This window comes from Micromonospora sp. WMMA1947 (genome assembly GCF_027497355.1).
Lineage (GTDB): Bacteria > Actinomycetota > Actinomycetes > Mycobacteriales > Micromonosporaceae > Micromonospora.
The window spans coordinates 1,023,526-1,043,393 of sequence record NZ_CP114909.1 but is presented as its reverse complement, the minus strand read 5'-3'; the positions used below and the strand labels follow the sequence as shown (position 1 = coordinate 1,043,393).

The window sequence follows — 19,868 nt, the reverse complement described above, 5'->3', positions numbered from 1 at the left end:
GAAGCGGAGTCCCGCAGTCGCGAACGAAAGGCCGGCTCAGTGACGGATGCCCTGGTCGAGCGGGTGCGGGCGCTGCGGTACGCCGCCGCCCGGGTCAGCCCGCTGCCGCTGCTCGTCCGCGGCGGCATCTTCCTCACCGTGCTGGCCGGTTTCCTGCTCGCGTACCCGGTGCAGGCCCTCACCGCGCGCTCGCTGCTGGCCCTGACGGTGGCCGCGGTGCTGCCGGCGGCCGGGCCGCGCCGGATCTGGCCGACGTTCACCGCGCTGGTGACCGTCGGCGGCTGGCTGCTGGCCACGCTCGGCTTCGACCGGCCGCCGGCGCTGTGGCGGCTGCTCGCCGTGGCGACGCTGCTCTACCTGGCGCACTCGCTCTGCGCGCTGGCGGCGCTGCTGCCCTACGACGGCCTGATCGACCCGGACGTGGTGCTGCGGTGGCTGGGCCGGGCGGGCGGCGTGGTGCTCGCCAGTGCCGTGCTCGGCGTGGTGCTGGCGTGGCTCGGGGGACTGGGCGGGACCGACGGCACCCAGGCGGCGACGGTGGCGGGACTGCTGGTGGCGGTGGGGCTGAGCGGGTTGCTGGGCTGGTTGCTCCGGCGCAGGTGACCCAGCGTTCCGGCGACGTTGCGCAGGTCACACCGGTTGTGCTCCGTCACAGAAGGGGGTCTCGCGCGGGATTACCCGAAGCACCCGGGGAAAGATAGATGACGTGAACCCGAAGCGGATCCTTGTCGTGGGTGCCGGTCACGTGGGCCTGTACGCCGCTCTGCGCCTGTCCAAGAAGCTGAGCAGGCGTGAGGCCGAGGTCATCGTCGTCGACCCGCAGCCGCACATGACGTACCAGCCGTTCCTCCCCGAGGCATCGGCGGGCAACATCTCCCCTCGGCACGCCGTCGTGCCGCTGCGGCGGGAGTTGCGCAAGTGCACCGTGGTGGCGGGCACCGTCACCCGGATCGACCACGACCGCATGACCGCCGTGGTGCAGCCGATCAGCGGCCCGGCCCGGGAGATCCGGTACGACCACGTGGTCGTCGCTCCCGGTTCGGTCTCCCGCACCCTGCCGATCCCCGGCCTGCACGAGAACGGCATCGGGTTCAAGACCATCGGCGAGGCCATCTTCCTGCGCAACCACGTGCTGGACCGGCTCGACGTGGCGGCCTCCACCACCGACCCGGCGGTCCGCAGCCGCGCGCTGACGTTCGTCTTCGTGGGCGGTGGCTACGCCGGCATCGAGGCGCTCGCCGAGATGGAGGACATGGCCCGCGACGCGCTGCGTTACTACCCGGAGCTGAAGCCGGAGGACATGCGCTGGGTGCTCGTGGAGGCGACCCAGCGGGTGCTGCCCGAGGTCGACCGGGACATGGGCGCCTACACGGTGCAGCAGCTGATGAAGCGGGACATGGACATCCGCCTGGACACCCGGCTGGAGTCCTGCGTCGACGGTGTGGTGAAGCTCTCCGACGGCGACAGCTTCCCGTCCGACACCATCGTCTGGACCGCCGGTGTGAAGCCGTCGCCGATGCTGGACGCGACGGACTTCCCGCGTGACGAGCGTCGCCGGGTCACCTGCCGGCCGACGCTGCAGATCGTGGACGGCGACCGGGTGGTCGAGGGCGCGTGGAGCGCCGGCGACTGCGCCGCCGTACCGGACCTGACCAAGGAGCCGGGCAACTTCTGCTCCCCGAGCGCCCAGCACGCGGTGCGGCAGGCGGCCCGGATGGCCGACAACATCGCCAACGTGATCCGCGGGCGTGAGCCGGTCGACTACAAGCACAAGCACGCCGGCAGCGTGGCGAGTCTCGGCCTGCACAAGGGCGTGGCGCAGGTCTACGGCATCAAGATGACCGGCTGGCCGGCCTGGTTCATGCACCGGACGTACCACATGTCGCGGATCCCCTCGTTCAACCGCAAGGTGCGCGTGGTGGTCGACTGGACGCTGGCGTTCTTCCTCAAGCGTGAGGTGGTCGCGCTGGGCCAGCTGCACGACCCGCGCGAGGAGTTCGCCGAGGCGTCCGCCCCGCCGGTCGCCGCGCGCGTCTGACGCGTTCCGCGAAAGGGCCCCTCCCGCACGGGAGGGGCCCTTCGTCATGTCCGGGCCCAAACCGCCCTCAGAACCGCCAGGTCCAGGCGTCGGCGAGCCGCGTACCCGGCCGGCCGAACAGCTGCTCCAGGGTCCGGCGCAGCATCTCCGCGTGCGGCGTGCCGTCGGTCACCGCGACACACGAGGCACGCCAGAACTCGATGTCCCGGGCGGCCTGGCGGCGCTGCCTGTCACCCACCACCGGTGCCACGCCGCGACGGGCCACGTCGGCGAGCAACGCCGAGGTGGGACGCGCCCAGGTGCCCATGGTGGCCTCGCCGTCCGGGCCGTACGGGCCGATGAAGAAGCCCTCCGGCATGGCGAAGGCGACCCCGGTGGCGGTGGCCCAGCGCATCGGCCAGGGGTCCTGCGGCGTGGCGGTGGGCACCGGCACCAGCACGCCGCCGGGGCGTACGCACTGCCGCCAGTGGCCGCCGGTGACGAACTCGGGCAGCGGCGGCCGGCCCATCGTGGGCAGCGGCGTGGGGAAGACGCTGAGCAGCGCCGCGCCGACCGCGACCGGGACGAGCCGCCGGGCCCGGCCGGACTCGCCGAGCGCCCGGTGCACGGCGAGGGTGAGCACGGTGCCGACGAGTGGCAGCACCGCCAGCGCGAAACGCATCGGCAGCGCGCCGTCGACCACCGGCAGGCCGGCCAGCAGCGCGTACGGGCCGGGGATCCCGGTCCGCTCGCCACCGGCCACCACCTGCGGGCCGAGCGCGAGCGCGGCCGTCACCAGCGCGGCTGCCACCAGCGCCACCACCACCGGTGCGCGCCGGGCCAGCCAGACCGCGCAGCCCACGGCGACCAGCAGCAGCGGCCAGCCCAGGAACGTGGTGAACTCGGCCGGCCCGGTGGTGAGCCGGACCGCCTCCGGGCTGCCGAACACCGTCAGCGCGGACAGGCGGGTCCAGCCGACCAGGTCGGCGGAGAAGTAGGCGGGCGGGAACAGGCCGTCCGCGACGCCCTGCGGGCCGGCGAACTGCACCCACAGCGGGTACGCCAGCACCAGCAGCGACAGCCCGGCGGCGGCGAGCAGCCCTCCGGCGAAGCCGGAACCGGCCCGGCGCAGCAGGTGCCGGTCGGCCGACCCGTACGCGACGGCGGTCACCGCCAGGGTGAGCGCGGCGAGGAACAGCACCTCCTCGCCGACGAAGACCTGCACGGTGACGACCGCGGCGAGCCCGACCGCCGAGGACGCCATCCGGCGGCGGTCCGGGCCGTCCGGTCGACCGGCCGGGTCGGCGGCGCGCAGCAGCCGGACCACGAGCCAGACCAGCACCGGGACCAGCCACTGCGCGGTCATGTGCAGGTGGCCGTTGCTCTGCGAGACCATGCCCGGTCCGAAGCCGCAGAGCGCAGCCCCGAGTGCGGCAGCGACCGGGCGGGCGCGCAGGAGGCGGGTGAACAGCAGGTACCAGGCCAGCGCCGTACCGGCCATGTTCGCGGCGACGAGCAGGGCGAACGTGACGGGCGCCCCGAACGCCAGCGTGACCGGGGCGAGCAGCACGCCGAGCGCCACGACCGAGGTGTTGGCCATCAGGTTGACCCCGTCCGGCGCGTTCAGCCGGCCGGTGACCAGGCTCAGCTCGCCGCGCAGGGCGCGCGCGTCGAGCGCCAGGAACCACTCGTACAGCGTCTGGTCGGCCGGGTTGAGCGCGAGCACCCGCGTGCCCGGCGCCGGCCACAGACCGTGGGTGAGCCAGCCGGCGAGCGCGACGAACGCCAACCCCGCGAGCAGGTCCGCGCGGTGCCGCCGGAGAGCGGCGGTCACCCGCCGCGTGATCGCCGCCGGACGGGCCGCCCGGTCACGGTCGGGCCCGAGGGCCGTGCGGGCGGCGCTGGTCACGGCCTCGACCATAACGGCCGCACCCGTCGGGGTACGCCGCGTCACGGCCGAGCCGCTACGGTGAGATCTGCACCGCCGCGTGTCGACGCGCCGGTGTCACCCGCCCGGGTGGTGGAACGGCAGACACGGCCGCCTTAAAAGCGGCTGCCGCAAGGCGTGCGGGTTCGACCCCCGCCCCGGGCACGAGAACTCTCAGCTTTCCCACAGCTAGCGGTCACGCGCGCGTTTGCGCCCACGTCTACCCTGGAGTAGCACGTCTACGTGCGATCGACCCCCTGAGGGAGGCCTGAGAAGTGAAGTCCTCGAACCCGGTGCTCGCCCGGCTCGGCCAGGCGGCAGAGCGTGAGCGGGCGGCCGGGTACGCCCAGCCCGGGCCGTACGGTCAGCCCGGATACCCCCAGCAGCAGTACCCCCAGCAGCCCTACGCCCAGCCCTACCCGGGCGGCTACGGCCAGCCGGTGGCTCCGCCCACCGTGACCCCGATGACCCTCGACGACGTGGTCGTCAAGACGGTCCTCATGCTCGCCATCCTCGGCGCCTCGGCCGCGGCGGCCTGGGTGCTCGTGCCGGATTCGCTCGTCGGCGTCGCGTGGATCGGCGCCGCGGTGGTCGGCCTGGTGCTCGGCCTGATCATCTCGTTCTCCCGGATGGCCAACCCGGCGCTCGTGGTGGCGTACTCGATCATCGAGGGCGTCTTCGTCGGCATGGTCAGCAAGGCGTTCGAGTCGCTCTACGACGGCATCGTGCTCCAAGCGGTCGTGGCCACGTTCGGCGTGTTCTTCCTGATGGCGATGATCTACAAGGCGCGGATCATCCGGGCCACGCCGAAGTTCACCCGGATCATGGTGGCGGTCATCGCCGGCCTGTTCGGCGTGATGATGGTCAACCTGGTGCTGGCGCTGTTCGGCGTGAACACCGGTCTGCGGGACGGCAGCCCGCTCGCGATCGGCTTCAGCCTGGTCTGCATCGTGGTGGCGTCGCTGAGCTTCGTGCTCAACTTCGCCGAGATCGAGCAGGGGGTCCGGATGGGCCTCCCGCAGCGTTACTCCTGGACCGCCGCCTTCGGCATCGTGGTCGGCCTGGTCTGGCTCTACATCGAGATCCTGCGGCTGCTCAGCTACTTCCAGGGCGACGACTGACCGCACAGCCCTCCCCGACGACGCCCGCCTGCCGCATCCGCGGCGCGGGCGTCGCCGTTTCCCCGACCCGGCCGGTCCGCCCGGGGCAGAGTGGGATCCGGGTACGGGGGCGGGAGGTGGTCACGGTGCGCAGTGCCAACCCGGTGCTGGACCGGCTGGACGACGTCGGCCGCGCCGAGCGGCAGGTGCTCGGGGTCGGGACCGCCGACACGATGACTGTCGCCGACGTGGTCAGCCGGACCGTGGGGCTGCTGCTGGTCACCGGCGTCACGGCGGCCGTGTCCTGGGTGGTGGTGCCGCAGGCCGCGTGGATCTCCGCCGCGCTCGCCGGGAGCGCGCTGGCCAGCCTAGCGCTGGTGCTCGTCATCTCGCTCAAGCAGATCACCAGCCCGCCGGTCGTCATCGGGTACGCGGTGCTCCAGGGCCTGCTGCTCGGGGTGGCCAGTCGCGCCTTCGAGATGGTCTATCCGGGCATCGTGGTGCAGGCGGTGGTCGGCACGTTCGGCGTCTTCCTCGGCATGGCGGTGCTCTACCGGGCCCGGCTGGTACGCGCCACCCCGCGCCTGGCCCGGCTGGTCATCGGCACGCTCGTCGGGATCGTGGCGATCGGCCTGGTCAACCTGTTCGCGTACCTGTTCACCGGGCGGCAGGGGGTGGTCGTCTACAGCCTCAGTGACCGGGTGGGCTGGCTGCCTTACCTGTTCTCGGTGGTGGCGATCATCGCGGGCGCGCTCAGCTTCATCCTCGACTTCGACCTGGTCGAGCGGTCCGCCGGCCGGCTGCCCCGCCGCTACGCCTGGTACTGCGCGTTCGGTCTGCTGGTCGGGCTGATCTTCCTGTACTGGCAGATCCTCCGCCTGCTCAGCTACGTCCGCCGCTGACGTCGGCTCGGCGCGCCTGTCGCTATCGCCGGTCCGGCGCGCCTGTCGCCCGCTGATGCCGGTTCCGGCGCCTGTCGCCGCGTCGTGGCCTGGGGCGGCCGTAGACTCGGCGGCGATGAGCGCAGCGGAACTGGACCGGGCGGTGACCCTGCTGGTCCGACAGGTCGGGCACTGGCAGCAGCCGCGCTGGTCGGCCAAGGCCGACGGCGGCAACGTGTCCCGGGCCGATCTGGTGCACAAGCTGGTCCAGGAGATCGCCAACCTGGCCGCCGACGCGGCCGGCGAGCCGCGCCGCGACGTGCCCCGCCTCCCCTCCGATCTGGCCCTGCCCGACCAGCTCCGCGTGGTGGCCGCCGACCTGACGCTCGCCGCGCCCCCCGAGCCCGTGCTGGCCGAGGCTGCCGCCGCCGTGACCCGAACCCGCGCCGCACTCTGACCCCCGCCCCCTGGGCCTCGGCCGCGTTGATCATGAAGTTGGCGGCGACAAAACGGACGCGGATCCCGGCCAAGTTCATGATCGACCGAGTGGGGGAGCCGTCAGGGCTTGAGCCAGCGGCGTACCTTGCGGTGCCGTGACCGGTCGCGCGCCCGCAGGACGGCCGGGCGGTCGTGGCCGGCGGCCTCGGCCTGCCTCGCGTGCAGCAGACCGTAGGTGAACGTGTTCTCGCCCTCGGCGTACGCCTGGAGCGCCTGCCGCCGCAGCACCTCCCGGGTGACCACCGAGTCCTGGTGGGTGCCGAGCAGGTCCTGGAGCGCCTTGAACCGCTTCACCAGGCGAGCGGCGTGCCTGCCGGCAGCCGGTTGGCGCACCTCCACCGCGTAGCGGGCCACCTTCAGCTTCTTGCGCGCCTCGTGCAGCGCGGCGTCCCCGTCCGGCCCGGTCGTGGCGAGCGCCCGGTCCAGCCGGGTGTCGGCGCGGCGTGCCGCCTTGCGGACCCTGCGGTCCACCCACCGCCGGCCGACGTCGGCAGGCGGGCCGTCGGCCAGCCGGTCCAGGCGGGCCAGCAGTTCGGGGTAGCGGTCGGCGTCCAGCGCGGACCGCAGCGCGGTGGTCGCCTCGGCCCGGTCGGCAGCGAACCGTTCGCCGATCCGTGCCGCCACCGGACCGAGCACCAGCTCGTCCGGCAGGTCGTGCACCGCGTCGGTGAGCCGGGCGGCCATCACCTGGGTGTCGCGGACCCGGCCCAGCTCCCCGCCGAGGCGGCGCAGCTCGGCCCGGAGCGCCTCGCCCTCCCGGCGGTCCCACAGGCCCCGGAAGGTACGCAGCGTCGCCCGCAACCGGCGGGTCGCCACGCGCATGTCGTGGACCGCGTCCTCGTCCCCCTGGTAGGCGGCCGCGTGGTTGCCGACGATCGCGTCGCGCTGCGCCCTGACGTACGCGAGGACCGGGCCCGCCGGACCGTCCGGTTCCCGGTCGTCGAAGCGCCCGATCCGGCCGGCGACGGCCCGGTGCGACTTGCTGACCGCCACCTCCCGGGCGCCTGCCGCGCGCAGCCGCTCACCGAGGGCGTCGAGCAGCGCCTCGTCGCCGTCGACCAGCTCGATCTCGATCTCGTGCCAGGTCCGCGCGGTGTCGTCCACCAGATCCTCGGACCGGACGTCGTCCTCGGCCACCTCGGCCAGTACCCGGCCGTCCGCGTCCCGCAGCCGGTGTTCCCGGCGACGGTTCACGACCCGGGCCGCCGGGGCGACCGGACGACCGCGCGACGCGCCCCGGATCAGCGCGACCAGCTCGGGCGGCGGGCCGTCGTCGGACGCTCCGGCCGGGAACTGGTGCTCGACCCGGGCGCCACCCGCGCCCACCTTGAGGTGCCAGCCCGCGTCGTGCCCACCGGTACGCCGGCGCAGCGCGTGCCCGCTACGCAGCAGGAGCAGGTCGTCGGTGTCCCAGTAGACGGCGTCCAGATCCGAGACGGTGGCGTCGGACATGGTCACGACGCCACCGCACCCGGTCAGGTCGGGCAGCCGGAAACCCTCGTCGCCGGAGTACTTGCGCTCACGTTCCACGACGGTGGCCATGCGGCCTCCCGTACCCGGCCCGTGCCCCGGCGAACCGGTCTCAACTCAGTCGTTCGAGCACCATCGCCATGCCCTGGCCGCCGCCGACGCACATGGTCTCCAGACCGATGGTCTTGTCGTGCCACTCCAGCGCGTTGAGCAGCGTGCCGGTGATCCGGGCGCCGGTCATGCCGAACGGATGGCCGACAGCGATCGCGCCACCGGCGACGTTCAGCTTCTCCTCCGGAATGCCGAGCTGCCGGTACGAGGGGATCACCTGGGCGGCGAACGCCTCGTTGATCTCGACCAGGTCGACGTCGTCGATGGTCATGCCGGCCCGCTTCAACGCCTGCTTCGACGCCTCGACCGGACCCAGGCCCATGATCTCGGGGGAGAGCCCGGTGACACCGGTGGACACGATCCGGGCCAGCGGGGTGAGCCCCAGCTCGGACGCCCGCTCGGCGCTCATGATCACCACGGCGGCGGCGCCGTCGTTGAGCGGGCAGCAGTTGCCCGCGGTGATCCGGCCGTCCGGGCGGAACACCGGCTTCAGGCCGGCCACCGCCTCCAGCGTCACCCCGGCACGCGGGCCGTCGTCGGTGCTGACCACCGTGCCGTCCGGCGTGGTGACCGGGGTGATCTCGCGGGCCCAGAAGCCGTCGGCGATCGCCTTCTCGGCGAGGTTCTGGCTGCGGACGCCGAACGCGTCCATGTCCTCGCGGGTCACGTCGTACACCTGGGCCAGGTTCTCCGCGGTCTGCCCCATGGCGAGGTAGATGTCGGGCAGCTGCCCGGACTCGCGCGGGTCGGTCCACACCTCGGCGCCGCCCTGGGCGCGGGCCGCGGAACGCTCCCGGGCCTCGGCGAAGCGGGGGTTCTCCCAGCCGCCACCGACGAGGGCCTGCGCCTCCGGCGGCAGCGCGTCCGAGTTGCCCCGGGCGTACCGGGAGACCATCTCCACACCCGCGGAGATGAACACGTCGCCCTCACCGGCCCGGATCGCGTGCATCGCCATCCGGGTGGTCTGGAGCGAGGACGCGCAGTAGCGGGTCAGCGTGGCGCCGGGCAGGCCGTCGAGGCCCATCAGGGTGGCGACCACCCGCGCCATGTTGAAGCCCTGCTCGCCGCCGGGCAGGCCACACCCGAGGTAGAGGTCGTCGATGGTGGTGGGATCGAGCGCCGGAACCTTGTCGAGGGCGGCCTGGACGATGGTGGCAGCGAGGTCGTCCGGGCGGACCTCGCGGAGGGAACCCTTGAACGCGCGGCCGATGGGGGACCGGGCGGTGGCGACGATGACGGCGTCGCGGGGCGACTCAATCGGCATGAGCCAACGTTAACGCGCCAGTAACATGCGCGGGAAGATGTGCGGCGGGCGGGAAATGTCACCCCGTGGGCGGTCGGCGGTGGTGCCGGAACGCCACGGCCGCCGCGGCCTCGACCGCCGGCAGCAGGGCGTGTGCCCAGACCCGATAGCCGTCTGCGGACGGGTGGAAGCCGTCGTGGCAGAGCGTGCCCGCGTCCGCGCGGAACACCGGACCGGTCTCGGTGCCCAGGTCGACCACGGTGCCCCCGGCGTCCAGCACGGCCGCCGTCTGGGCCCGCGCCATCCGCCGCCCGGACCAGCCGAGCACCTGACGCAGCGGTGCGGCGACCGCGCGTACCGCCCCGAGATCGGGACACGTCCCCACCACGACCTCGACGTGTGCCTCCCGCAGCCGGCGTACCGCCGAGCCGAGGTAGGCCGCCGCGTCACCGGGCCGGGCCATCGCCGTGGCGTCGTTCGCCCCGATCAGCACCACCGCCACGTCCGGCCGCTCGCCCAGCAGCGCCCGGGCCACCTGGGTCGCCAGGTCGGTGGCACGCGAGCCGGAGACCCCGACGCTGGACAGCTGCACCCGGCGGCCGGTCGGCCCCTCGGCGAGCAGGTTGGCGAGCTGGCCGCCGATGGTGTCCTCGAACCGGTCCACGCCCACGCCGAGCGCCGACGAGTCACCCAGGAGCACCAGCCGCAGCGGCGGCGCGTCCGCACGGCCGACCGTCGCGCGCAGCACCAGACCCAGCTCGGGCTGGGCGTACTCGCGGGTGCGGGCGGCGATGGCCTGGCCGGCGAGGACAGCCGCGCCACCCACCGTGCCGGCCAGCAGCGACAGGGCCGCGGCCCGGCCCCACCGGGCCACCTCGTTCCGCTCGCTCATGCCGTCACTCCGCTTCGCTCCGTGCCGCCACGAGGCACCTCCGCGCTGAGCTGGCCGATTCGCTCGCTGCGCTCGCTCATGCCGTTCCCTCCAGCGTTGCCGAGTCGGCGGCGCTGCCGGTCGGTGGCACCGCGCCGACGCCGAAGAAGGCCCGCCGGCGAAGCTGCGCCCACCGCCCGCCCGGCCCGCGGTCGCGACCCCGGAGCTGGGCGCCGCTGACCTCCGTGCCGGCGTGCCGGGCCGCCTGGTGGGCGGCCTCCGGGAGCGACCGTACGCCTTCGACGCCGGGCAGGACAGGCCTGCGTTCCGGGACCGCGCCCAGCGCGGACAGCACGGTGGGCAGCAACGCCGCCGCGGCTATCGCGTACCCCTCGGCGGAGGGGTGGAACCGGTCCCAGGCGAACATCCGGGCGGGCTCGGCGGCGAACCGCGGCCCGAGCATGTCGCCGAGCGAGACGGCACGGCCGCCGGCCTCGACCACGCCCACCGTCTGCGCGGCGGCGAGCTGGCGGCTCCAGCGCCGGGCCAGCCAGCGCAGCGGCGGCTGGATCGGCCGGATGGTGCCCAGGTCGGGACAGGTGCCGACGACCACCTCACAGCCGGCCGCCCGCAGCGTGCGGACCGCGTCGGTCAGGTAGCGCACCGCCACCGAGAACGGCGTGCGGTTGGTGACGTCGTTGCCGCCGACCAGGATCACCGCCACGTCCGGCTCGACCTCCAGGGCGGACTCGACCTGCGGCTTCAGCCCGGACGACAGCGCGCCGACCACGGCGAACCGGTGCAGCCGGACCGGCCGGTGCAGGCGGCGGGACAGCCCGGTGGCCAGCAGCGAGCCCGGTGTCTCGCGGCGCCTGTGCACGCCGTAGCCGGCCGCTGAGGAGTCGCCCAGGATCACCATGGTGACCGGTGGGCCGGGAAGTTTCGCGCCGTATACGCCGTTGCAGCGGGGTGGCGGGGCCTGCGCCATCGGGATGGTGCGGCGGGCCTGCCGGGCCTGGCCGAGCAGCACCCCGCCGGTGGCGGCGGTGGCCGCCACCGTGGCGCCCGTGCCGATCGCCGCGAGGCGGGCGATCTGCCGGGCGCGCTGCCGGCGGACCGGCGCGACGGAACCAGCGTCCCCCATGAACCGACAGTATCGCGCCGGTACGACCACTGCTGTCCGTGATCGGATGGCTGGGCGGTGCCCGGATTGGGTACCGATGGGGGCAGCGGGCGCGGGCTTGCCACCGGGCCTCACCATGGTCGAGCGGAGAGGGGCGACATCATGGGGAAGACGTTGAAGCGCAGCGCCGCGTTCGCCGCGCTGGCCCGGGCGCTGGCGGCGGGCACGCGGGGCGGGCCGTCGCTCGGTGCCCGGCTGGCGGCGCTGCCGAGGATGATCCGGGCGACCACCCGGGGCGAGTACGACGGCGGTCTGCGCCTGGCGCTGATGGCCGGGGCGACGGCGTACATCGTCTCCCCGATCGACCTGCTGCCGGAGATCCCGCTGGCGATCTTCGGCTTGGCCGACGACGCGGTCATGGTGACCTGGCTGGCGGGCAGCGTGCTCGCCGAGACCGAGCGTTTCCTGGAGTGGGAGGCACGTCGCAGCTCCGTCATCCCCGGGCATGTGGTGCCCTGACGCCACGTACGCTGGTCGGCGAACTGACGGCTGACCGACCGCCCCACGACGGCGGCGCGACGAAGGGCACAACGAGGTGCAGTACTACGACAACGTCGTCGAGTTGATCGGCAACACCCCGCTGGTCCGCCTGCGCAACGTCACCGAGGGCATCCAGGCCACCGTGCTGGCGAAGGTGGAGTACGTCAACCCGGGCGGCTCGGTCAAGGACCGGATCGCGATGCGCATGGTGGAGGACGCCGAGAAGGCGGGCATCCTGCGGCCGGGCGGCACGATCGTGGAGCCGACCAGCGGCAACACGGGCGTCGGCCTGGCCCTGGTGGCCCAGCTCAAGGGCTACCGATGCGTCTTCGTCTGCCCGGACAAGGTCAGCCAGGACAAGCAGGACGTGCTGCGCGCGTACGGGGCCGAGGTGGTGGTCTGCCCGACCGCCGTCGCGCCGGAGGACCCGCGCTCCTACTACAACGTCTCCGACCGGCTGGCCCGGGAAATCCCCGGCGCGTGGAAGCCCAACCAGTACAGCAACCCGGCCAACCCGCGCTCGCACTACGAGACCACCGGCCCGGAGCTGTGGAAGCAGACCGAGGGCAAGATCACCCACTTCGTGGCGGGCGTCGGCACCGGCGGCACCATCTCCGGCATCGGCCGCTACCTCAAGGAGGCGTCCGAGGGCCGGGTCAAGGTGATCGGCGCGGACCCGGAGGGCTCGGTCTACTCCGGCGGCACCGGCCGGCCGTACCTGGTCGAGGGCGTCGGTGAGGACTTCTGGCCGGAGACGTACGACCAGAAGATCGCCGACGAGATCGTCGAGGTGTCGGACAAGGAGTCCTTCGAGATGACCCGCCGGCTGGCCCGCGAGGAGGGTCTGCTGGTCGGCGGCTCCTGCGGCATGGCCGTGGTGGGTGCGCTGGAGGTGGCCCGCAAGGCCGGCCCGGACGACGTGATCGTGGTGCTGCTGCCGGACGGCGGCCGGGGCTACCTGTCGAAGATCTTCAACGACAAGTGGATGGCCCGGTACGGCTTCCTGGACGACTCGGGCACCGAGCCGACCGTCGCCGACGCGCTCGCCGGCAAGCCCGGTGGCCTGCCCGAGCTGGTGCACGTGCACCCGACCGAGACGGTCCGCGACGCGATCGACTACATGCGCGAGTACGGCGTCTCGCAGCTCCCGGTGCTGAAGGCCGAGCCGCCGGTGGTGACCGGTGAGGTGGCCGGTTCGATCGCGGAGAAGGACCTGCTCGACGCCCTGTTCACCGGCCAGGCCCACCTGCACGACACGATCGAGCGGCACATGGGCGAGCCGCTGCCGATGATCGGCGGCGGCCAGCCGGTGAGCGAGGCGGTCGGTCTGCTGGAGAAGGCCGACGCCGCGCTGGTGCTGGTCGACGGCAAGCCCAAGGGCGTGCTGACCCGGCAGGACCTGCTCGCCCACCTGGGCGCCCGCTGACCCTGCTTGTAAGGAAGGGCCCCTTGTTAACACCGGGTGTTAACAAGGGGCCCTTCCTCTACCGGAGGCGTTAATAAGGGGCCCTTCCTTACACCCGGCGGGCGTAGCGGAGCTGGGGGACGAGCGCCGCACCGATGTGCTCGTCCCGCTGCTCACCGGTCGCGGTCCAGCCGCCGCGCTCGTAGAACCGGCGCGCGTGGGCGTTGTCCCGCAGCACCCATAGCACCGCGCGCGTCCATCCCCGGGCCCGCATCGCGTCCAGCGCGTCCACCATCAGCGCCCGTCCGGTGCCCCGGCCCCGCTCGGACGGCTCCAGGTGGATCGCGTTCAGCAGCCCGGTCGCCGGGTCGCCCTCGTCGTCCGGCCCGAGGTAGCTGAACCCCACCAGCCGCCCGTCCCGCTCGGCCACTGTCATCCGGTGGTCGGCGCCCTCCCAGGTCAGCCGCTCCACCCAGTAGCGGCCCATCGCCTCCGGCGTCGGGTCGGCCAGCGACTCGGGCGGCAGGAACGACGAGTACGCCGCCACCCGGGAACGCTGGTGCAGGGCGCCGACCGCCATCAGGTCGGCCTCGGTCGCGGAACGTAGGGAGATCGTCACCCGGGCGACGGTACCCGCCGGGGCGGCACCGGAACCGTCTGGAGATCCTCGGCGATCACCAGATCACCGGTGAAGTGTTCCCTGGCCTCGTCGTGGAAGCGGCGCGGGTCGGCGTACCGCTGGGAGAAGTGGGTGAGCACGAGCGTGCGTACCCCCGACTCGGCCGCCACCCGCGCGGCCTGGCCGGCGGTGAGGTGCCCGACCTCGGCGGCGAGCGCCGCCTCCGACTCCAGGAACGTCGACTCGATCACCAGCAGGTCGGCGTGCTCGGCCAGCGCGTACACGCCGTCGCAGAGCCCGGTGTCCATCACGAACGCGAACCGCTGCCCCGGCCGGGTCACGCTCACCTCGTCGCGGGTGACGCGGCGTCCGTCGCGGTCCAGGTGGCCGTCGCGCAGCAGCTGCCCCACGTCCGGACCGGCGATGCCGTACGCGGCCAGCCGCTCCGGCAGCATCCGGCAGCCGTCCGGCTCGACCAGGCGGTACCCGTACGTCTCGATCGGGTGCCGCAGCCGGCGGGCCTCAAGCGTGCCGATGCCCAGCGTGATCCGCTGCCCGTCGGTGTCGATCGGTTCGACGGCGAGTTCGGCGGTCTCGTAGAAGCTGGAGGCGTGGCGCAGCCGGGCGAAGTACTCGGCGCCGCCGGCCGGGAAGTGCACCGCCACCGGGCGCGGTACGCGGTCCAGCGAGAGGCGCTGGATCGTGCCGGGCAGGCCGAGGCAGTGATCGCCGTGGAAGTGGGTGACGCAGATCCGGGTCAGGTCGGTGGCGGTGATCCCGGTGTGCAGCATCTGCCGCTGACTGCCCTCGCCCGGGTCGAAGAGGATCACCTCGTCGTCCCAGCGCAGCAGGTAGCCGTTGTGGTTGCGCTGCCGGGTCGGGGCCTGGCTGGCCGTACCGAGCACCACCAGCTCACGCATGGACACCGCACCCTCCCGAGCGCAAAAAGCGACCCCCGGGGCTTCCGCGCTCGCGCGCGGGCCGGCTGGACTGGGCCGGCACCCCGGGGGTCGGGTGGCTGTCGTGGTTTCGCCGCACCGCTGCCACACGGTCTCGACGATCCTGCAGGTGCCCGCCTCGCGGCGGGCGAGTTTTCACTGTCGAGGACAGCGGCTAGCGGACAGCCACCTCACGAGTCCGATTGCTATACAAGTCTGGACCACCTCCTTTCCCGTGTACCGCCACGCTATCCACTACGCGGCGGCCGCGGCAACGGATTTCGATCACAGGCCCCGGTCAGTCCAGGCCGATCGGGCCCTCGCGCGGGCCCTCCTCGTTCGCCGGCTGCACGGCGAGCGACGGGAAGTCGGCCAGGTCGCCCTCCGGCTCGGCGTCCCACTCGGGGAAGACCAGCGGGCTCTGCAGGTAGAGGCAGAGCAGCTGGGTGAGCTGGTGCAGGCCGTCGAGGTGGGTGCGCTCGTGGCCGTGGGTGGCGTCCACGCCGAACCCGAGCAGCGCGACCCGGGCGTGCGCGCCGGCCTCGACCGCGGCGGCCACGTCCGAGCGGTAGTAGTCGAACACGTCCCGGACCAGGTCGACGCCGTGCTCCTTGGCGATCGAGGCGAGGTTGCGGGTCAGGTGGTAGTCGAACGGGCCGACCCCGTCGCCCATCGCGAGTGTCGCAGCGGTCTCCCGGGACTGCTGGCCCGGCGCGACCACCGCCGCGTCCACCGAGACGATCTCCGCGACGTCCGGGTCCAGCCCGTGGCTGGCGCCGTGGCCGATCTCCTCGGTGACGGTGACCAGCAGGTGCGCGGTGACCGCCGGGGTGATCCCGGCGTCGACCATCGCCTTGAACGCGGTCAGCACCGCCGCCACGCCCGCCTTGTCGTCCAGGTGCCGGGACTTGACGTACCCGTTCGGGGTGATCGTGGGGTTGGGCAGGAACGCGACGAAGTCCCCGGCGTCGATGCCGAGCGCCCGCAGCCCGGCCTCGTCGTGCACCGGCTCGTCCACCCGCACCTCGACCAGTTCCCAGCCGACGCCCTGAAGGTCGACTGCCTCGTTGTAGCGGTGGCCGCTCGCCTTCAGCGGCAGCACCTGGCCGGTGACGACCCGCTCCAGGTCGTCGGTGAAGATCCGCACGTGGGCGCCCTCGGCGAAGCGGGCGCTGTGCGTACCGATCGGGTTGACCTCCAGCCGCCCGTTCTCCTTGAGCCGCTTCACCATGCCGCCGATGGTGTCGGTGTGCACCACGATCGCCCGGTCGGCGCCGGTCTCCCGGGGACCGGGCAGGCAGGCGCTCAGCGCCCCGCGACGGGTCAGCGTGGAGCTGATCCCGATCGCGGAGAGCCGCTCGCCGACGTACTGCTGGATGTGGTCGGTGCGCCCCGACGGGCTGGGGATCTCCAGCAGCTCCACCAGCACCTGGCGGAGGTAGTCGAGGTCGAGCTTGAGCGGTTGGGGCTTGCGTGCGGTCATGCCCCAGAGCTTGCCGCACCGGCCGGCGACCAGAGTCGCTGCGGTGCCCGGGTACCCGGGAAGAGCAGGTCGACGAAACGCTCGGCGGTGGGCTGCGGCTCGTGGTTGGCCAGTCCGGGCCGCTCGTTCGCCTCGATGAACACGTGTTCCGGCTGGTCCGGGGCGGGAACCAGCAGGTCCAGCCCGGTGACCGGGATGTCCAGCGCCCGGCTCGCGGTGACGCACGCCTCGGCGATCGCCGGGTGCAGCTCGGCGGTCACGTCGTGGATCGTGCCGCCGGTGTGCAGGTTGGCCGTCCGGCGGACCGCGAGCACCTCGCCCTCCGGGAGCACGTCGTGCATCCGGTACCCGGCCTCCGCCACCACCTCGCGGGTCATGTCGTCGACCGGGATGCGGGACTCACCGCCGGTGGCGGCGGCCCGGCGGCGGCTCTGCCGCTCGATCAGCTCGGTGATGTCGTGCACCCCGTCGCCGGTGATCTGCGCCGGGCGGCGGACCGCGGCGGCGACCACCTCGTGGTCGATCACCACGACCCGCAGGTCCTCGCCCGCGCGCAGTTCCTCGATCAGCACGTCCGGGCAGAACCGGCGGGCCAGCTCGACGGCCGCGGTCAGGGCCTCCGGCGTACGCACGCCGACGGTGATGCCGTTGCCCTGCTCGCCCCGCGCCGGCTTGACCACCACCGGGCCCACGTCGTTCAGGAACGCGACGTCGTCGGGCTCGCCGGTGGCCGTGCGGCCGCGCGGCACCGACAGCCCCGCCTCGGTGAGGATGCGCCGGGTCACCCGCTTGTCGTCGCAGCGGCTCATCGCCACCGCCGAGGTCAGCTCCGACAGCGACTCGCGGGTGTGGATGGTCCGGCCGCCGGTGGTCAGCTTCAGCTCACCCCAGTTCGGGTCGGTCACCTCGACCCGGATGCCGCGGCGCATCGCCTCGTCCGCGACGATCTTCGCGTACGGGTTCAGCTCGTCGTACCCCTCGGGCATGGCGGGCAGGAACAGGCGCTCGTTGATCGGGTTCTTCCGCTTCACGCAGAGCGTGCCGGTGCGGTGGAAGCCGAGGCGCTCGTACAGCCGGATCGCGCCCGCGTTCTCGGCCAGCACGGACAGGTCCACGAACGCCCGTCCACGCCCGTCGAGCCGGTCGGCGAGCGCGGTGAGCAGCGCCTGCCCGGTGCCGGGCGGGGCGGTGTTGAAGTCCACCGTCAGGCACCACAGGCTGGCGCCGTTCTCCGGGTCGCCGAACACCGCGACGTGGTCCACGCCGGTGATGGTGCCGACCACCTCACCGGTGGCGTCCTCGGCCACCAGGTGCAGGAACCGGTCCGTGCCGGCGTTGTCCACCAGCACCTCGACCGGGGCGGTGACCATGCCGTTGCGCGCGTAGATCCGGTTCACCGCCTCGGCGTCGGCGGCGTCGCGCAGCGGCCGGACGGTCAGCCCGGGCACGTCACCGCCCTCGGTGGCGGCGGGCCGCTTCGCGCCCAGCGGCAGCCGGTACGTCAGCGACGGGTCGATGAACAGCTCGTCCGGCAGCCGGGACACCAGCACGTGCGGATCGCGCAGGTAGATGCAGATGTCCCGGGCGCCGACCGCCTCGGAGCGCAGCACGTCTGCGACGTGCACCTGGTCGTCGAACGTCTGCCCGAACACGAGCCGGCCCCAGCCGCAGTCCAGCACCACGCCCGAGGCGTCGGTGGACGCGGTCTCCGGCTGCCGCGGCTCCGGCGTACCCGGTGCGATCGGGTCACCGCCCGGGCCGGTGCGTTCCCGGCGCCGGCCCAGCACCCGTTCCCGGTCGGTACGCGCCGTTCCGGTGGCGAGGGTGTCGGTCACGGTCAGTCGATTCCGTGGCTCTGGAGCCACATTTCCAGGAGTCCCAGTTGCCACAGCTTGTTTCCGTTCAACGGGGTCAGTTCGGCATTCGGGTCGGCGAGCAGCGCGTCGACGTAGTCGGCGCGGAACAGGTCACGTCGGCGCGCCTCCGGGGCGGTGAGCGCGTCGCGTACCCGGTCGAGGAGCTTGCCCTCCAGGTGGGTGAGGCCGGGCACCGGGAAGTAGCCCTTGGGGCGGTCGATGACCTCGTGCGGCAGGACCCGGCGACCGATCTCCTTGAGCACGCCCTTGCCGCCCTGGGCCAGCTTCAGCTCCGGCGGGCAGCTCGCGGCCAGCTCGACGAACTCGTGGTCGAGGAACGGCACCCGGGCCTCCAGCCCGTGCGCCATGGTCATGTTGTCGACCCGCTTCACCGGGTCGTCGGTCAGCATGACCTGGGTGTCGATCCGCAGGCCGGCGTCGACGGCGGTCTGCGCGCCCGCGCGGCCCAGGTGCGCGGCCACGAACTCCCGCGCCGGATCGCCGTCGGCCAGCCACGCCGGGTTGAGCACCCGGGCCAGTCCGGCCGCGTCGCGGTCGAAGAACGCCTTTGCGTACGTCTCGAGCGCCTGCTCCCGGTCCACCCCCGCGAGCGGCGGGTACCAGTGGTAGCCGCCCAGGATCTCGTCCGCGCCCTGGCCCGACTGGACCACCTTGACGTGCTTCGCGACCTCCTGGCTGAGCAGCCAGAACGCGACGCAGTCGTGGCTGACCATGGGCTCGCTCATGGCCGCGACGGCGGCCTCCAGCGGCGGCAGCAGGTCACCGGTGGGCACCCGGATCTGGTGGTGGTCGGTGCCGAACGTCTTCGCCACCAGGTCGGAGTAGACGAACTCGTCGCCCTCCCGGCCGCCGACCGCGTCGAAGCCGATGGAGAACGTGGCCAGGCCGGACCGGGCCTGCCCCTCGCCGGCCAGCAGCGCGACGACCAGGCTGGAGTCGAGGCCGCCGGAGAGCAGCACGCCCACCGGGACGTCGGCCACCATGCGGCGGCGTACGGCGGTGGTCAGCGAGTCGAGCAGCGCGTCCTGCCAGTCCCGCTCGGACCAGCCGGCCCGCTCGGCGGCACGGCCGAAGGTCGGGTCCCAGTACACCCGCTCGTGGGTGGAGCCGTCCGCCTCGTACACCCGGACCGTGGCCGGCGGCAGCTTGGTGACGCCGGCGAGGATGGTGCGCGGCGGCGGCACGATGCTGTGGAAGCTCAGGTAGTGGGCGAGCGCCACCCGGTCGATGGTGGTGTCGATGCCGCCACCGGCGAGCAGCGCCGGCAGGGTGGAGGCGAAACGCACCACGCCGGGGCTCTCGGCCAGGTAGAGCGGCTTGATGCCGAGGCGGTCCCGGGCCAGCACCAGGCGGCCGGTGTCGCGCTCGCTGATCGCGACCGCGAACATGCCGATCAGGTGGTCGACGAAGTCGAGCCCCCACTCGGCGTACGCCTTGACCACTACTTCGCTGTCCCCGGACGAGAAGAAGCGGTGGCCCTTGGCCTGCAGCTCGGCGCGCAGTTCCCGGTAGTTGTAGATGCAGCCGTTGAAGACGCCGGTCAGTCCGGCGGCGGCGTCAACGATGGGTTGGCCGCTCGCCGCGGACAGGTCGATGATCTTCAGGCGCCGGTGTCCCAGCGCTGTCGGGCCCTGCGACCAGACGCCGCTGTCGTCGGGCCCTCGGTCACTCATCGTGGCCGCCATCCGCTCCACGGCCGAGACATCGGCGCGTGAACCGTCACGGCGGAACTCTCCCGCAAGTCCGCACATACGAGCCAATGCTG

Annotated in this window: 17 protein-coding genes and 1 tRNA gene; 8 read left to right on the top strand and 10 right to left on the bottom strand. The window is 73.2% G+C overall.

All coding sequences use genetic code 11. The annotated features are described in order from the left end of the window. Positions 1-39: 39 nt before the first annotated feature. Both O7604_RS04935 and O7604_RS04930 read left to right on the top strand, forming a co-directional pair. The gene (locus O7604_RS04935; RefSeq protein ID WP_269702147.1) at positions 40-603 is read left to right on the top strand and encodes a hypothetical protein; all 564 of its coding nucleotides are present in this window, start codon (positions 40-42) and stop codon (positions 601-603) included. 103 nt (positions 604-706) lie between these two features. Further along, on the top strand, positions 707-2,038 hold the full coding sequence (locus O7604_RS04930) for an NAD(P)/FAD-dependent oxidoreductase (RefSeq protein WP_047891391.1): 1,332 nt from the start codon (positions 707-709) through the stop codon (positions 2,036-2,038). Positions 2,039-2,105: 67 nt separating this feature from the next. On the opposite strand, the gene O7604_RS04925 is transcribed toward O7604_RS04930, so the two are convergent. Beyond that, positions 2,106-3,938: a hypothetical protein gene (locus O7604_RS04925; RefSeq protein ID WP_348651002.1), complete on the bottom strand. Its 1,833-nt coding sequence runs from the start codon at positions 3,936-3,938 to the stop codon at positions 2,106-2,108. Between the two features lie 90 nt (positions 3,939-4,028). Between O7604_RS04925 and O7604_RS04920 the strand changes: the two genes are divergently transcribed. From O7604_RS04920 to O7604_RS04905, 4 genes are all read left to right on the top strand, one after another. Then, positions 4,029-4,109: transfer RNA gene (locus tag O7604_RS04920), tRNA-Leu, on the top strand. A 110-nt stretch (positions 4,110-4,219) separates the two neighbouring features. Then, complete coding sequence (locus O7604_RS04915; RefSeq protein WP_269702145.1) at positions 4,220-5,065, top strand: Bax inhibitor-1/YccA family protein; 846 nt, start codon at positions 4,220-4,222, stop codon at positions 5,063-5,065. A 125-nt stretch (positions 5,066-5,190) separates the two neighbouring features. Next, positions 5,191-5,946: a Bax inhibitor-1/YccA family protein gene (locus O7604_RS04910; RefSeq protein WP_281578995.1), complete on the top strand. Its 756-nt coding sequence runs from the start codon at positions 5,191-5,193 to the stop codon at positions 5,944-5,946. A gap of 115 nt (positions 5,947-6,061) precedes the next feature. Next, a complete protein-coding gene (locus O7604_RS04905) occupies positions 6,062-6,382 on the top strand; it encodes a hypothetical protein (protein WP_269702143.1) in 321 nt (106 codons plus the stop codon). Positions 6,383-6,483: 101 nt separating this feature from the next. Here the strand turns inward: O7604_RS04905 and O7604_RS04900 are convergent, their stop codons facing one another. The 4 genes from O7604_RS04900 to O7604_RS04885 form a co-directional block, all read right to left on the bottom strand. Further along, positions 6,484-7,965, bottom strand: a complete 1,482-nt coding sequence (locus tag O7604_RS04900) for a CYTH and CHAD domain-containing protein (RefSeq protein WP_269702142.1) — start codon at positions 7,963-7,965, stop codon at positions 6,484-6,486. 40 nt (positions 7,966-8,005) lie between these two features. After that, positions 8,006-9,268: an acetyl-CoA C-acetyltransferase gene (locus tag O7604_RS04895; protein WP_281578994.1), complete on the bottom strand. Its 1,263-nt coding sequence runs from the start codon at positions 9,266-9,268 to the stop codon at positions 8,006-8,008. A gap of 58 nt (positions 9,269-9,326) precedes the next feature. Beyond that, positions 9,327-10,139 (bottom strand): SGNH/GDSL hydrolase family protein, encoded by an 813-nt coding sequence (locus tag O7604_RS04890; RefSeq protein ID WP_269702139.1) that lies wholly within the window; start codon positions 10,137-10,139, stop codon positions 9,327-9,329. A 76-nt stretch (positions 10,140-10,215) separates the two neighbouring features. Then, the gene (locus O7604_RS04885; protein ID WP_281578993.1) at positions 10,216-11,262 is read right to left on the bottom strand and encodes an SGNH/GDSL hydrolase family protein; all 1,047 of its coding nucleotides are present in this window, start codon (positions 11,260-11,262) and stop codon (positions 10,216-10,218) included. 141 nt (positions 11,263-11,403) lie between these two features. On the opposite strand from O7604_RS04885, the gene O7604_RS04880 reads away from it, so the two are divergent. After that, positions 11,404-11,760: a YkvA family protein gene (locus O7604_RS04880; RefSeq protein WP_013474058.1), complete on the top strand. Its 357-nt coding sequence runs from the start codon at positions 11,404-11,406 to the stop codon at positions 11,758-11,760. Positions 11,761-11,836: 76 nt separating this feature from the next. Then, the gene (locus tag O7604_RS04875; RefSeq protein WP_269702137.1) at positions 11,837-13,207 is read left to right on the top strand and encodes a cystathionine beta-synthase; all 1,371 of its coding nucleotides are present in this window, start codon (positions 11,837-11,839) and stop codon (positions 13,205-13,207) included. Between the two features lie 88 nt (positions 13,208-13,295). Here the strand turns inward: O7604_RS04875 and O7604_RS04870 are convergent, their stop codons facing one another. The 5 genes from O7604_RS04870 to O7604_RS04850 form a co-directional block, all read right to left on the bottom strand. Beyond that, entirely contained in the window at positions 13,296-13,805 is a 510-nt protein-coding gene (locus tag O7604_RS04870) for a GNAT family N-acetyltransferase (RefSeq protein WP_269702136.1), read from the bottom strand. Further along, positions 13,802-14,731: a ribonuclease Z gene (locus O7604_RS04865; RefSeq protein ID WP_269702135.1), complete on the bottom strand. Its 930-nt coding sequence runs from the start codon at positions 14,729-14,731 to the stop codon at positions 13,802-13,804. The genes O7604_RS04870 and O7604_RS04865 overlap by 4 nt, the downstream gene beginning before the upstream one ends. A 310-nt stretch (positions 14,732-15,041) precedes the next feature. Continuing rightward, entirely contained in the window at positions 15,042-16,226 is a 1,185-nt protein-coding gene (locus tag O7604_RS04860) for an osmoprotectant NAGGN system M42 family peptidase (RefSeq protein WP_281578992.1), read from the bottom strand. Beyond that, a complete protein-coding gene (gene ngg / locus O7604_RS04855) occupies positions 16,223-18,061 on the bottom strand; it encodes an N-acetylglutaminylglutamine synthetase (RefSeq protein WP_281578991.1) in 1,839 nt (612 codons plus the stop codon). Before ngg ends, O7604_RS04860 begins: the two co-directional genes overlap by 4 nt. A 2-nt stretch (positions 18,062-18,063) precedes the next feature. After that, the gene (locus tag O7604_RS04850) at positions 18,064-19,854 is read right to left on the bottom strand and encodes an N-acetylglutaminylglutamine amidotransferase (protein ID WP_269702131.1); all 1,791 of its coding nucleotides are present in this window, start codon (positions 19,852-19,854) and stop codon (positions 18,064-18,066) included. Positions 19,855-19,868 lie beyond the last annotated feature (14 nt).